Below are 14282 nucleotides of genomic sequence, written 5' to 3'. Positions count from 1 at the left end.
ATAAGACAAAAAAGGACCACTGATGGGTCCCATTGTTATTGTAGATTACTGAATAAGATCAAAAATCTCGATTGTAATCATATCAATGTTGTCGAATTGATATTTCTTAGGCTTTTCTTTGTCATTGTATATTTCCAATTCGTACGTTTCTGTTTTTGGATGGTATGTAACCTGGCATTTACGCTCACCATTCACTTCAAAAAAGCGTTGAGCAGGTTCTCCTCCATTGGACTGCTCTTGCAGATTCTTTAAACGAGTGATTATTCCCTGAAGCTGTGACATTATGCTTCCTCTCCTTTCAAAACAAAAACCAATAACTTATAAATAGATTTTGCAATTGGCCTATTTATATCCATGTAAAATGATTTCAGAATTTTCTATTCACAATTCTTTACATGTCAATATTAACAGAATAAAATAATGTCAGACGATGTACAAGTAAAAGCTACGAGAAAAGGAGTGATTTTTTGAAAAAACCAGTGCAACTATCCGAAAATGTCTTTCTAATCGATGATTTTGATTTAAGTATGGCGGAACGAACCGGTACATATGTTTTAACGGAAGAAAAGGTAACGCTTATAGAAACATCCGCAAGCCCCTCGATTCCCTATATCCTTGAAGGCTTACAAACACTAGGTGTATCTCCAGCCGATATCTCATACATCATTGTGACCCATATACACCTCGACCATGCAGGCGGTGCGGGATTGATGCTCCAGCATTGCCCTAATGCTAAAGTAATCGTACACCCAAAGGGTGCCAGGCATCTAGTCGATCCTTCAAGATTGATTATGGGAGCAAAGGCTGTATATGGTGAAAAGTTTTCGCAGCTATTTGACCCAATCGTTGAGATTCCCGAAGAGCGCCTGGTGATAAAAGGAGAAGGCGACACACTAGAAATCAGCGATAGACTGACACTTGAATTTTTAGATACGCCAGGCCATGCCAACCACCACTTCAGCATCTATCACCCATTAGCAAAGGGGATCTTTTCTGGTGACACTGCAGGTATTTTTTATCCGCAGCTTGATCGCGATGGCATCGGATTCTACCTGCCTACGACCTCACCGAACCAGTTTGATCCAGAAAAGATGCTTCATTCCATAAGACGGTTTAAGGAGCTCGGGATAGAGCGAATTTATTTTGGACATTATGGCATGTCAGAAAACCCATCTGAAGCTTTCAAGCAAGTGGAGAGTTGGCTTGAAGTTTTCTTTAATGAAGCGAAACAGATAGTCCTAGAGGAAAAGCATCCTGAAAAGCAAGTTGAGTACATTACACAGAAACTTTATGATAAGATTAAAAATCACTTGACCCAACAGGGACTGCCAGAGCAGCATCCGATATATGAACTGCTACATCTCGATGTAACTGTGAGCGCCATGGGATTAGCACATTATTTAAACATGAAAATCGGAGGAACCCATTAAAATGAACGACATCATTGTGTACACCCAGAACGATTGCCCTCCCTGTCAGATCATTAAAATGTTCCTAAATGAATTCGGCTTTTCCTATACTGAGAAAAATATCATCGATGATGAGAATAGCATGAAAGAACTTACGGAAATTTACAACTCCTTTTCAACCCCAACCATCGTGATAGGTGAAGAAGTCATTACAGGCTTTGACCTTGAGAGGTTAAAAAAAGGTTTTGGATATTAAAGAATAAAAATTAACGCGTGAAATCTATTATCAGATTTCACGCGTTAATTTTTATAATAACCCGAATAACAATGTCCTGTTCTCATTTTTGAAGATTACACCTAACTCCATGAACGTTTTCAGCGTAGAGAAATTGGGGCCAAACACCATTTTCCCGACAGTCGGATTTTCCTCTTTTACGCGGTCTGCAGCTTGTTGCTGCTCCTTCGCCTTTTCAGGATAGGCTTTATTGATTACTTCCTGCGGTACATCATCATACAGGTAATCCGCTACCTTCCAATTGCCAGTCTCTTTAACAAACTTCAAGCCTTCATAATGATCTTCATAGCCTACAGGTCCTTCCGTATTGCCAGGGAAAAACTCGACTACATAAATTTCATTTTCCATTTCCACCACTTTTGTTTTTTCTGAAAAAGCGTAAAACGGAATATAATAAAAAGCAAAGTCTGTTCCATAAGTCTGGTACTCATTTTCCTGTCCAACCACATTCTCTTCTATGAATCGGGACTTATAGTCCTCAGTAAAGTAAGGATCAAGTACTCCTTCAATTTCCTCCATTGTCCTGCTTTTTTCACTTAAAGAAACCTGTGAATCAAACGCTTTTTCGAGGAATGCGAAAACTTCTTCCCTGCCATCCAAATCTGAATTGGCATATGCATTGGCCGGTACTAAAAATAATAAAAACGATAAAATTAAAAATAATAGCTTAAATTGCTTGTCCATTTTCTTCCCCTCCTCCTTGATGACTAGTAAATACAATTTTACCAACATTTACCCTATTTGATTACGAAATTCATTCGTAAAATAACATCAACATCTGACAGAAAAACTTGTTTTACAATATCAATTTACCCTTATCTGACACGAACTAACGCATATGTTAAAAAAATTGTAGTTTTATCAGGTTGTTTTAATTTTTTACCAAAAAAATAACCCCCGTTTGGAGGTTAATATCCAGTTCCTGTGGTCACCGCAAAATAAACGACGAACAACAGGGCTATGGAGAGAACGATTATATATGTCAAAAAAATCGGGTTGCGGATATAAGCGTGCTCCTGGACAGCACCAGGGATCTGAGAATCCAGATTGCCATGAGCCCTTTTCTGTCCCTTTCCGAAAGCCCAGGTATAGAAAAGGCCAGCAACCAGCACCCCTGCACCTGCCAGTAAAAGCATTGTTGTATATATGCTCAAGTTAAATCCCCCCTATAGAAGGCTGTATATATAAATTGTGCATATTCTGCTTTACTATGCTCTTTTTCCGCTTGTTAAAATAACCCTTCACGTTGATTAAGAAAGGTGGCGCTCAAATCAACAAATAAAAATTCTGTACCATTCAAAGGCAGCGAAAACGTCCGGATGACCTCCCCTGTTTCAATATCACTATAGCGATCTGACAGGATTCCTTTTTTTCCGGTCCTCATTCTAATGATATTCTCGAGGAAGTAAGGTCTCCAACTCCAGTTCTTGCCCTCGTATTTTGGCTGCAGACACCACTGATCTCCTGTTTTATAGAGGTTGGGCGAGAGCTGGAAACCATCTTCGTCACATATATACATCCGAAACGCAACTCCATCAAGCTTTCTCCAAGGGACATGAGGAACTCTCTTGGGTTCTGCTCCTTTTTATTCCTGCTTATCAGTTCCTGGAACTTTGTGTGCAACTCGATTCTCAAGTCGAAAAAAGTATGAAGCCGTTTTTTCTCGGATAGAATAAACCCATGAATTTCAGACTTTAATTTTTCCCTTAGGATATCCTTTTTCACTAATCCCCTTTGAGGTTTAAGCAAATAAAACCCTTGATAAAACCTGCCTCCGTTCTTCCAGGCAAACTGAAGCTGGTAAGGTGTTTCGATGTTTTCAAACAATAAGGTTGAGCCTATTTTGCGCGCGAGAATTGATAAGGAATGGAGGACATCGAGATAAGCTGGGCCTGAGTTATTGGACCTGAGGGAGGTCATATCAATTTTCAAGATTTCAGGCTCAATACCTGCTATGTGCTCAAAATAGCTGCTTTCACTGCCGACTTTATCCATCGCGATTTTAATCCCAAAGGATTTGTAGTAGTTGATTAGATGCTCTATATGAGCTTGTTCGTTGGAGAATGAAATTTCAAGAACAATATTCTCAGGTTTAACTCCCATTTCCTGATACGAAAGAATCAATTGTAAAAATCCTTCTCCATCATCCACCATTAATAATCCTGCATCCCTGTTTACAAACCATAAGAGCTCCTGTTCCATTGTTTGAGAGGCAACTTCCATCGCTTTAGTAAAAACGACATTTTCAACTTCGATCCGGTACTCTTCAGGGATGCTATCATCCTGAAAAAAAGATCCTAGATTTATATCATCACTTCCATTAATATACCGGCCCAATACTTCATATCCAATGATTTTATGCTCATCTGCATTGAAAATCGGCTGAAAAAAAGGAACGACATGTTCAAGGTTTGTTAAAATATCCAGAGCATCCAATTCAAACTGAAACCTCCCTTCAAAATCCAACTGCTTGCGAACCTTTAATGATCATTTTTCTGCCCATTAATGTGATATGAATGATTTTATCATAATATGAGTATTCCCTCAGTTACACTGTTTCCATTTTCCTCATGTCATAAAATCATCTTTTTAACCAAAAATAAATATAGGCTTATGGAAGGATGATGACATGAAAACATGGCATTTCATCGGCATTCTTCTTCCATTGCTTGGATGCAGCCACGGCTCGCCCGCCCAAAATGAAGCTCAAATACAGAAAACCTTGAATAAACCTATCATCACGAATGAAAGTCCTGAGCCAATTCAGGAAATGGCGGTCCCAAAACCTATTCAAAAACAGGAAAAACAACAGCAACAACAAAAAAGCAAAGCGTTAATGAACGTACCGTTGATCAAACAAAATCCAGAGTTAAAATACGGTTGTGAAGTAACAAGCCTGGCGATGATGCTGAAATATGCCGGAGCTGATACAGATAAAATGAAGCTTTTCAATGAGATAAAGAAAGATAATGATCCTTTGAAGAGATCAGCAACCGGAGACATTTTGAGCTGGGGGAACCCTGCAGAAGGTTTTGTTGGGGATATGACCGGAAAGCACGCCGGTTACGCGGTCTTCGATAAACCAATGATTGATTTAATTAATGGGTATTTACCAGGCAGAGCCGTCAATTTGACTGGCAAAGATTTTGACTCAGTGCTTGATCATGTATCTGCTGGTTATCCAGCAGTTGTATGGACTACCGGCGATTATCGACTGCCCGACCGCTGGGAATCCTGGACTCATGGCAGGGAGGTTATTAATACGCCACTCGACCTTCACGCAGTAGTCCTGGTCGGTTTCAATGAAACCACGGTATATCTGAACGACCCCCTAACTGGCAGAAAACAAGTGCCAGTAAATAAGACACGCTTTATTGAATCATGGAAAGCGTTGCAATCAAGAGCAGTCAGTTACCGTTAAAATATGGGATAAGGCTGGATTTTGTTCCGGCCTTGTCTTTTTTTATGGTCGACTTTAAAGTCTCCCGAGCGGGTTGCCCTGAGGAAAACCGATTCAGGCCGAAAAGGTGGCTGCAACTAAAATGGCTTTTAATTTTCTCTCCTCTTTTTTTCAAGTGATCTGTGAAGCTTTACAAGCGAATGGACAATGGTCCTTTTCTTATTAAACCCTTTCGCATTAGCACTTTCGCCATTAAAGACAGCAACTGCATTCCCCCACGTTCCTAAACGATTAAAACCATGGACAAAAACTTTTATATAACCATTTTTTACTGGAATAAATATCATTTCCATCTTAATATCATAATCATCCATCAACAACACCTCTAATTCATTTACCTATAAAGGACTTGTCATATTTCCTTCCTCTTCCCTTCTGAAATTAATTAAAAACATCATTGACCATGACCTTCCCCAAAAATGGCACTTCTAATTTCCTTGTTTGTTTGCTAGTATAATAGAGAAAATTCGGGAATAGGTTGGTATTTTTCATGTCTGAACAAATCACTCGCAGGACTTTTATTAAAAGGGCAGCCGGAACTTTGCTGACTGTTGGAGGACTCGGCACAGGGGGCTATTTTTATGCCCGTGAAGTCGAACCTAGCACGCTTGATATTACCCGTCATACTATCAAAAATGCCGCGTTGCCATCCGGATTTGATGGAGTGAGGATCATTCAATTCAGCGATACCCATCTTGGATTCCAATATACAATGGAACAGCTGAAGCAATTGATTATTAAAATCAATAAACTGAAGCCTGACCTGATTGTTTTTACCGGGGATTTACTTGATGACCCCCGGCACTTCACTGAACAAAACAAGCTTATTTCCATGTTGAGCAACCTGGATGCCCCGCTAGGAAAGTATGCCGTGTATGGTAACCATGACCATGGTGGATACGGGTCAGATCTATATAAACAAGTAATGGAGCAATCAGGATTCACATTATTACTGAACATGTCATCTAACATCAAACTTCTCGACGGCAGTTCGATATGGATTGCCGGAATCGATGATGCTATACTCGGTAAACCTGATCTGAACGCGTCCATGGCCAAAATACCAGCTAACTCATATACTATCCTTTTATCCCATGCCCCAGACAAAGCAGAAGAAGCAGCACAATTCCCAATCCAAATGCAGATGAGCGGACATAGCCACGGAGGACAGATTCAGATTCCCTTTTACGGCCCATTGGTTACCCCGCCTTTTGCCGAAAAATATGTAGAGGGCTTCTATACTGTTGGCCCCAACGATGGTCTGACTCTATATGTGAATCGCGGGCTTGGAACGACCAGGCTTCCGTTCAGGTTTTTGTCTCAGCCTGAACTTGCGATTTTCACCTTAAAAAGTGAAAAAACAAGCAGCTGATCAGCTGCTTGTTTTTAGTATCAGGATGAACTTTTCCTCTGCTTCCTGCGATCTTAATGGCTTGGCAAAAAAGAAGCCCTGTGCTTTTTCACAATCGGCATTTGTCAGGAAATCAACCTGGCTCTGCTCCTCGACACCTTCGGCAATCACTTCCATTCCAAGGCTGTTGCCCAAGTGGATGATCGTTGTAATGATTGCGGCATCCTTGCCGTTATACTTTATATCTCTTATAAAACTCTGATCAATTTTCAAAACATCTATGGGAAACTGTTTCAAATAACTAAGCGATGAATATCCAGTTCCAAAGTCATCTACCGAGATTTTGATTCCCAAGTCCTTCAACCGCTTCAGGATTAGGATCGTCTCCTTTGTATCCTGCATTGCTCCCTCGGTAATTTCAATCTCCAGAAGAGATGGCTCAATATTGTACTTTTCCATAGAACTTTTGATGACCCGCACTAAGTCCAACTGCATGAATTGCTTTGGAGATATATTGATAGCGATCCTGATTGGCTTTCCGGCCTTCTCAGTCCATTCCTTGATTTGCCGGCATGCCCCGTCAATTACCCAGTTGCCAATCGGAATAATCAATCCGGTATCTTCTGCAAGAGGGATGAATTCGGCTGGTGAAATAAAGCCGAATTCACTATTGTTCCAGCGCAGCAGTGCTTCGAAGCTTGATATTTCATTTGTAAGCAGATTGATCTGCGGCTGGTAATAGAGTTCCAGTTCGTCCCGTTCGATTGCTTTTCGCAAATGAGCCTCGAGCGCTATGATATTTACCCCGGTTGACTGCATGTCAGAGCGGTAAAATTGATAATGGGCCTTTCCTTTTTCTTTTACACTATATAAAGCTTCATCAGCATATTTAATCAGTGTTTCCGCATCCTTCCCGTCATTCGGGAATAGCTTATGCCAATACTCGGTGTAATATAGTACTCCTGGGAATTAAAATAAAAAGATTCATTGAACCTGCACAATACTTTTTGTGCAAATTCCCCCGCAGCTTTTCTTCCTGTCCTTTCCAGAACGATGATAAATTCATCGCCGCCCTGTCTGTAAACAGTACAGTTTTCTTTTTGGATTTCAATTAATCGATGAGCTACCTGCTTCAAAATCTGGTCACCAACAAGATGTCCAAGTGTATCATTCAAGTACTTGAAACGATCTATATCCAGAAACAGAAGGGCAAATTCGGCTTTCTGCTTCTTTTCATTTTTTACAAGACTATCCAGTTGATCAAGGAGGGCACGCCTGTTGCGCAAACCAGTCAGCTGGTCATGAAAGGCCATGTATTTAATCAGTTCAGTGCTTTTTGCCTGCTCGGAAAGATCACGGATAATGATATACATCCCCTTAATTTCAGAATCAATCACGATAGGAATTGTCTTTAAATGGACCGTCAGGATTTTTCCTTTTCGGTGCATGAACCGACAATCGAGCGATTCCTTTGAATTACCCATTTGCGTATCGGATAAGACTTCCTTCAAAGGCTGCAGGTCACTTTCACATATTAAGCTTTTGATTCTCTTCGATTTTAACTGTTTGACAGTATATCCTGTCAATAATTGAGCGGCCGGGTTGACATCAAGGATTTCCCCCTTTAGATCAATTGAAAAAACAGCATCGAGATTATGGTCAATGAGCGAGCGATATCGTTGCTCGCTATCAATCAATCTATTTTTTTCTTTAAAATTCTCTGTCATATCCCTGGTTACCGCTACAACATATTTTACTTCCCCGGCTTCATCCTTGATGGGAGTCAAAAGCGTCTCTCCAAGAACCTGATTGTCATTATCCATGTCTACTTCATCATGGAAAACGACTTCCACGCCCTCTTTTACTGCCTTAATATATTGTTTTTTCAATGGATTGAGATGCTTTAGAGGCAGAACCTCATCCATCGTCCTGCCGATATCACTTACAGCCATTCCTGCATGGTGCAGACCATTCTCATTGGCAAATAAATAACGGAATTGGTAACCCGTTTCGACCTGCATGATAAAAACAAGATCTTTTACATGTTTAAAGATGATATCTGAAATCATCTGTTCTATTTTTATCGAAGCAGAAACGCCTCTTCTTTTAGTTATTCTTGATTGTTTCATCTGATTCATCAAACCATCCTCATTCCAGAAGTACAATAGTACCTGGACAATGATTACGAACTAGTTTTATATTCCTATTCTACCCTTTAAAATAAGGATAAACGATATTATTTTTTAACAATTTACAATTTTTCGCTAAAAAAACGACAAAAAAATACTCGAATTGTGCCCTCTCCATTTAGCCAGCATACACTGCATTAGAGGAGGAGATTTCATGTATCACATTGTTAAAAGAGGAGAAACGCTAGCGGTGATTGCTGCTAATTATCGCAGGCCGCTTCAACAAATCCTTGCGGCCAATCCTGGTATCACGAATCCTGCACTCATCTATCCCGGCCAGCGAATCGCAATTCCAGGACTTCCAGACCCAGCTTCCATCCCTTATTCGATTTACGTTTCACTGGGCAACAGAAGGCTTACACTTTTTCGATCAGGCAAGCTGATAAAATCCTATCCCGGTGGCATAGGGAAAATGCTAACGCAAACCCCGGTTGGCGAATATGTGATTTTGAACAGACAACCTAATCCTGGCGGTCCATACGGCTCCATGTGGTTGTCGCTATCAAAACTCGGGTATGGTATTCATGGTACAAATAATCCTGCATCGATAGGCAAGGCTGTTTCAAAGGGTTGTATACGGATGCATAACAAAGATGTACTTGAACTGGCACAGCAAGTTCCCAATGGAACTAGAGTAAGAATCACCCGATAGTTCTCTATTAAAAGGCTTCTATTTCTCAATCAGCCAAATTAAGGTTATAATGAAAATAGTTTTAAAAAGACTTTTTAACAAAAATGAAAGGAGCCTAATCAATTGAATAATGAAAGGAACAAGATCCCCTCACTCCGTCCAACGATCGAGAGCCTCTCACAAGCGATCTTCATTGTGAACCGCCATGCCAAAACTGCTCCGAACCCGAAATTTTTATATCAGTTAAAACATGATGCGGTTAAAAAAAATGCTGCGGGAAGGCAAAGCTAAAAAAGCAGGAACTCCACTTTTCAAACAACCCGAGAAACAGCCAGCAGCAATCAGACGTACTAGTGGTTTGCGGTGATTATACATTCCATATCCCGCCGATTAAACAGGATTTTGAGCAGCTTCCCCACTTAGGAAAACTCGATCAGTCAGTGAGGAACCCAAGGGCAACCATTTCCTTGACTAGCGCGAAAAGGTTATTGTCAGCCTACACAGGATTAAATGAACCCACCGAAACGGCCGGAGCAGACAAGCCGAGGAAATATGCCAAACCTGTATTCAAGAAGCTTGGAGAACGCTACCCGTAACCGAAAATCGCAAGTGCATTGGTCAGCTCCTTGAAATGCTGGAGCTGGACATTTTTCGAAAGAAAGCTGATAACCAGCTTTCTTTTTTTGTTTATAAAATCAATTCATCTATTTTCAAGACCAATTCACTTATCTCTGGCTTGCTGATCTGGGCATCTGCTCCGACGACACTACCCTTATGGTGCAGTTCATTCGTGATTAACGATGAGAAAATGATAACTGGAAGTTTTTCCAGAACGGGATGTTCTTTTATCCTTTTTGTCAGGTGATGTCCATCCATCTGCGGCATTTCTATGTCTGTGATCACAAGCTGTACTTCCTGTGAAAAAATGTCAGCATTCTCAGCCAGATGCTCAAGATATGTAATGGCATCCTGTCCATTCTCAAAAAATTCAAGGTACTGGAATCCTGCTTCACTCAAAGTCTCATGAAGCATTTTCCTTAACATCGCAGAGTCTTCCGCAATCACGATTTTTTTCATGGATCGCTCCCTCGGACCAAGTTTCTTGACATCGCTGACCTTGATTCCAGAATCAGGATTAATCTCAAGAAGGATTTTTTCAAAGTCCAGGAAAAGGACCATTTCTCCGCCTAACTTAATTACTCCGATTATTTGGCTCTCCTGTCCCTGATACATATCTGACGGCTTTTCAATTTGAGCCCAGGAGATGCGGTGAATTTGCGAAACAGTATGGACATGGAACACCGTCTTCATCTGATTGAATTCGGTGACGATCAACTTATCCTGCTGTGGATTTGATGACTCCTTAAGGCCCAGCGCCGCAGCAACATTAATGACTGGCAGCACTTCTCCCCTAAGTTCCATGATTCCCTCAACAAAAGGATGGGCGTTCGGGATTGCCACTACAGGTACAGGATTGAGGATTTCTTTTACTTTCATGACATTTATCGCAAATTTATTCTGGCCGATGCCGAACTCGACAATTTCCAGTTCATTCGTTCCTGATTCTAATAAAATACTGCTATCATTCATAAGGCTCTTCCTTCTCTATTTAAAATTAGTACTATATACCTCTTATCGGCACGACTATTTAAACTGTTTAGTCCATGACTTGAGAATCCAGGGGCTAGAAACGAAAAATGTTCTTTTGATATAGAAAAGGCAAAAGTCCATGGGAACCAAGTTTTGGGAACAGAAAAAGTGAGCAAAGTATTGTCGTCGCTTTAGTCTTATTGTAGATATTTTCCAAATTGATGGAGCCACTTTTGTTTTGGTATTAACTTTTTGACTCAAAACAGAAAATAAAATTAAACTGAAAATTCAGTTATTATTTATGCAACACTAGTGTGTTTTATTATCTCTTCCAAATTCAATCGAATCTCTCCTATTAGTTAGGCTCTTTTCTCAAACTTTGTTGTTATTGAATACTAAATTAGATTGAATTACCTATATTCATTCGTAAAGTTGACGCTTCTTATGAGAAAAGAGCATGCAACTTAATTCCGACCTACAAAATAGGTATATAACGTTAGAAGCGGTTTTAGGATTTTAACAACAATCTTTACGAAAACAGCCTTTAGTTTTTACTGAAAATAATATTCGCCGCTCAATTTAACTAACCTTTTTGCCTGAGATGACGAATTTCACATTTTTCTTGTTCATCATGGTAAAATAGTGATATTCAATCGAAGGGATGAAAGACGTGGAGCATTTAGTTAACAATAGGGTTAAAAATATAGAAATCTCTGGAATCAGGAGATTCTTTAATATGGTTGCAGATGTGAAAGATATGGTTTCATTGACCATAGGCCAGCCAGACTTTCCAACACCTGAACATGTGAAGGAAGCTGGCAAGAAAGCGATAGATGAAAACATCACTACATATACCCATAACGCAGGCCTAATAAAGCTAAGGAAGGCTGCTGCGGACTTTTACTGCAAAAAATATAATGTCGATTATTCAGCAGAACATGAAGCAATTATTACTGTAGGAGCAAGTGAGGCTATTGATATAACTTTCAGGACCATTCTTGAAGAAGGATGTGAAGTCATCATCCCGGGGCCTGTTTACCCAGGGTATGAACCAATTATCAAGCTTTGCGGTGCTATACCGGTCTATGCGGATATCAGGAATACACAATTCAAGATGACTGCGGATTTGATTGAAAGGCTGATAACGGATAAAACAAGGTGTATCGTCCTCCCATATCCTTCAAATCCGACCGGGGTCAGCTTGAATGAAGAAGAACTAAAAAAAATAGCACAGCTGCTTAAAGACAGGGAAATCTTTGTCTTGGCGGATGAAATCTATAGTGAGCTTGTTTATGGGCAGCAGCATGTTTCAATTGCCCAGTTCATAAAAGAAAAAACCATTGTTATCAATGGACTTTCCAAATCACACTCGATGACCGGCTGGCGAATAGGGATATTATTTGCGCCTGAATATCTTGCAAAACATATTCTGAAAGTACATCAATACAATGTGACTTGTGCGACTTCTATTTCACAAATGGCTGCTGTAGAGGCGTTGACAGCGGGGATTGATGACGCATTGACTATGAAGCAGGAGTACGCTGCAAGGCGGGATTATGTATTCAACAGACTACAGTCTATGGGACTTGATATAATCAAGCCTGATGGTGCGTTTTACTTTTTTGTCAAAATTCCGGCATCCAATATTTCATCATTTGATTATTGCATGGAATTGGTCAATGAAGCGAAGCTGGCAGTGGTTCCAGGAAGTGCTTTCTCTGAATTAGGTGAAGGATATTTCCGGCTTTCCTATGCGTACTCAATGGAAACGCTAAAAGAAGGACTTGACCGTTTGGAAGGATATTTGCAGAAGTAAAATGCAAAGCCGTTCCTCAACTGCAGGAACGGCTTTTTATTATCCCTTGTACTTCCCATTATTCTTTGAAGCTTTCTCTTTTTTCGCCTTATCCTTATGGATCTTATTGGTTACTGCACTGCCAATTTCATGTGAGAACTCAGAATCAATTACAGCTGAGTCAAAACCTTTTTTTGTTTTTTTGCTGCGGGTCGTTCTTTTTCGTCCTTTTTGCCATAGAAAATCCCCTCCTTTAGGTTTTAGTATCTTTACCGGGGGAGGGGTCTATGTCTAGAAAATATTATAATTGTTTCCAGTACTTATATAGAGCCTGAGTACCGCTGTTTTCTTCGCCATTTTCCGCGATTTGCTCATATAGCGACAATGCCAAAGAAAGTCCCGGCACTTCCATGTCCATACGCTTCGCTTCATCCAGGGCGATTTTCATATCCTTGATAAAGTGCTTGATGTAAAACCCCGGCTCAAAATTGTCATCAATCATTCTTGGAGCCAGATTGGAAAGCGACCAACTGCCTGCAGCACCCGTCGATATGCTCTTCAATACGGTTTCAGGATCAAGGCCAGCTTTTTCTGCATAGATAATCGCTTCGCATACACCAACCATATTGGAAGCTATCGCAATTTGGTTGCACATCTTTGTATGCTGACCGGCACCTGCCTCTCCCTGATGGACAATATTTGTTCCAAGGATATTAAGCAGTGGTTCTACCTGAAGAAAAGCCTCATCATCGCCACCCACCATGACAGCAAGCCTTGCTTCACGGGCACCGATATCCCCGCCGGAAACAGGCGCATCAATTGCATGAATCCCTTTCGCTCTTGCCTCTTCATAAATCTCTTTTGCAAGGGAAGGAGTCGAGGTTGTCATATCAATTAAATAACTGCCTGGCTTGGCATGTGCGATGAGACCGTTCTCCCCTAAATAAATCCCTTTCACGTCAGATGGATAGCCAACAATTGTAAAAGTGACATCTGCCTTCTGTGCAACATCACGCGGTGAATCCGACCATACCGCTCCTTTTTTCAGCAGATCAGCAGCCTTATCCTTAGTTCTGGTATATACGGTGAGCTGATAACCCGCATCAAGCAGATGGCCCGCCATGCTTTTTCCCATAACTCCTGTACCAATAAAGCCAATTACCGTATCTTCTTTAAACAGCATATGTACTCCTTCTTCCCATGTACAAAATTATTATATTTAGTTTATCACTAGAAATAGCAAAAGGCCGAGAATTTACTCCTCGGCCTCCAGAACGATCTGCCATTTTATGCGCAATATTAGTTTACCCTGACAGCAGCATATCCAAACCTATAAAGTTGGCCTAAGAGTTAACTTTAATCAGTCTTTGAAAGAATTCGTATTACTTGATTTGACCTTGCTTTAGAATTATTCCTATACTATGTCTATACTATATTCAGAGGTGCGGATATGTTTTATAAAGAGCTTTATGTATATGACAGCAACAGACCATTAAAAGCGATCATCCGTAATTATACAAAGAATGATTTTGACCAGTTGATCCAAGAACAAAAAGCGCAAG

Annotated in this window: 14 protein-coding genes and 2 pseudogenes; 7 read left to right on the top strand and 9 right to left on the bottom strand. The window is 40.4% G+C overall.

What is annotated here, in order from left to right; all coding sequences use genetic code 11:
• Nucleotides 1-45: 45 nt before the first annotated feature.
• A complete protein-coding gene (locus JCM21738_RS18065; protein ID WP_023627836.1) occupies nucleotides 46-282 on the bottom strand; it encodes a YkuJ family protein in 237 nt (78 codons plus the stop codon).
• Between the two features lie 185 nt (nucleotides 283-467).
• Here JCM21738_RS18065 and JCM21738_RS18060 point away from each other — a divergent pair, with 185 nt between their 5' ends.
• Nucleotides 468-1430 carry an MBL fold metallo-hydrolase gene (locus JCM21738_RS18060; RefSeq protein ID WP_023627837.1) on the top strand — a complete coding sequence of 321 codons (963 nt, stop codon included), beginning with the start codon at nucleotides 468-470 and terminating at the stop codon, nucleotides 1428-1430.
• A gap of 1 nt (nucleotide 1431) precedes the next feature.
• The gene (locus tag JCM21738_RS18055) at nucleotides 1432-1665 is read left to right on the top strand and encodes a glutaredoxin family protein (protein ID WP_035209821.1); all 234 of its coding nucleotides are present in this window, start codon (nucleotides 1432-1434) and stop codon (nucleotides 1663-1665) included.
• Between the two features lie 51 nt (nucleotides 1666-1716).
• Here JCM21738_RS18055 and JCM21738_RS18050 read toward each other — a convergent pair whose 3' ends face one another.
• The 3 genes and pseudogenes from JCM21738_RS18050 to JCM21738_RS18040 form a co-directional block, all read right to left on the bottom strand.
• Complete coding sequence (locus JCM21738_RS18050; RefSeq protein WP_023615089.1) at nucleotides 1717-2388, bottom strand: DUF3993 domain-containing protein; 672 nt, start codon at nucleotides 2386-2388, stop codon at nucleotides 1717-1719.
• 224 nt (nucleotides 2389-2612) lie between these two features.
• The gene (locus JCM21738_RS18045; RefSeq protein ID WP_023615090.1) at nucleotides 2613-2858 is read right to left on the bottom strand and encodes a hypothetical protein; all 246 of its coding nucleotides are present in this window, start codon (nucleotides 2856-2858) and stop codon (nucleotides 2613-2615) included.
• Between the two features lie 74 nt (nucleotides 2859-2932).
• A pseudogene (locus tag JCM21738_RS18040) lies at nucleotides 2933-4140 on the bottom strand (EAL domain-containing protein).
• Nucleotides 4141-4333: 193 nt separating this feature from the next.
• On the opposite strand from JCM21738_RS18040, the gene JCM21738_RS18035 reads away from it, so the two are divergent.
• The gene (locus tag JCM21738_RS18035) at nucleotides 4334-5125 is read left to right on the top strand and encodes a C39 family peptidase (RefSeq protein ID WP_023615092.1); all 792 of its coding nucleotides are present in this window, start codon (nucleotides 4334-4336) and stop codon (nucleotides 5123-5125) included.
• A 128-nt stretch (nucleotides 5126-5253) separates the two neighbouring features.
• On the opposite strand, the gene JCM21738_RS18030 is transcribed toward JCM21738_RS18035, so the two are convergent.
• Complete coding sequence (locus tag JCM21738_RS18030; protein WP_023615093.1) at nucleotides 5254-5478, bottom strand: hypothetical protein; 225 nt, start codon at nucleotides 5476-5478, stop codon at nucleotides 5254-5256.
• A 176-nt stretch (nucleotides 5479-5654) separates the two neighbouring features.
• Here JCM21738_RS18030 and JCM21738_RS18025 point away from each other — a divergent pair, with 176 nt between their 5' ends.
• The gene (locus tag JCM21738_RS18025) at nucleotides 5655-6536 is read left to right on the top strand and encodes a metallophosphoesterase (protein WP_023615094.1); all 882 of its coding nucleotides are present in this window, start codon (nucleotides 5655-5657) and stop codon (nucleotides 6534-6536) included.
• Here the strand turns inward: JCM21738_RS18025 and JCM21738_RS26175 are convergent, their stop codons facing one another.
• Entirely contained in the window at nucleotides 6537-7292 is a 756-nt protein-coding gene (locus JCM21738_RS26175) for a putative bifunctional diguanylate cyclase/phosphodiesterase (protein ID WP_243463071.1), read from the bottom strand. It lies immediately after the preceding gene.
• Nucleotides 7293-7408: 116 nt separating this feature from the next.
• Nucleotides 7409-8653, bottom strand: a complete 1245-nt coding sequence (locus JCM21738_RS26170) for a GGDEF domain-containing protein (RefSeq protein WP_243463070.1) — start codon at nucleotides 8651-8653, stop codon at nucleotides 7409-7411.
• Between the two features lie 205 nt (nucleotides 8654-8858).
• Between JCM21738_RS26170 and JCM21738_RS18015 the strand changes: the two genes are divergently transcribed.
• Both JCM21738_RS18015 and JCM21738_RS18010 read left to right on the top strand, forming a co-directional pair.
• Nucleotides 8859-9356, top strand: coding sequence for a L,D-transpeptidase family protein (locus tag JCM21738_RS18015; RefSeq protein ID WP_023615096.1), 498 nt, complete (start codon nucleotides 8859-8861; stop codon nucleotides 9354-9356).
• A 102-nt stretch (nucleotides 9357-9458) separates the two neighbouring features.
• Nucleotides 9459-9931: pseudogene (locus JCM21738_RS18010) on the top strand (YkyB family protein).
• A gap of 91 nt (nucleotides 9932-10022) precedes the next feature.
• Here JCM21738_RS18010 and JCM21738_RS18005 read toward each other — a convergent pair.
• Nucleotides 10023-10925: a chemotaxis protein gene (locus tag JCM21738_RS18005; RefSeq protein WP_023615098.1), complete on the bottom strand. Its 903-nt coding sequence runs from the start codon at nucleotides 10923-10925 to the stop codon at nucleotides 10023-10025.
• Between the two features lie 670 nt (nucleotides 10926-11595).
• On the opposite strand from JCM21738_RS18005, the gene JCM21738_RS18000 reads away from it, so the two are divergent.
• Nucleotides 11596-12741, top strand: coding sequence for an aminotransferase A (locus tag JCM21738_RS18000; protein ID WP_031307912.1), 1146 nt, complete (start codon nucleotides 11596-11598; stop codon nucleotides 12739-12741).
• A gap of 280 nt (nucleotides 12742-13021) precedes the next feature.
• Here JCM21738_RS18000 and JCM21738_RS17995 read toward each other — a convergent pair whose 3' ends face one another.
• Complete coding sequence (locus JCM21738_RS17995) at nucleotides 13022-13903, bottom strand: NAD(P)-dependent oxidoreductase (protein ID WP_023615101.1); 882 nt, start codon at nucleotides 13901-13903, stop codon at nucleotides 13022-13024.
• Nucleotides 13904-14282: the final 379 nt, after the last annotated feature.

The sequence above is a fragment of the Mesobacillus boroniphilus JCM 21738 genome, from assembly GCF_000517385.1.
Taxonomy (GTDB): Bacteria; Bacillota; Bacilli; order Bacillales; family Cytobacillaceae; genus Mesobacillus; species Mesobacillus boroniphilus.
This window is presented reverse-complemented; position numbering and strand designations above follow the sequence as displayed.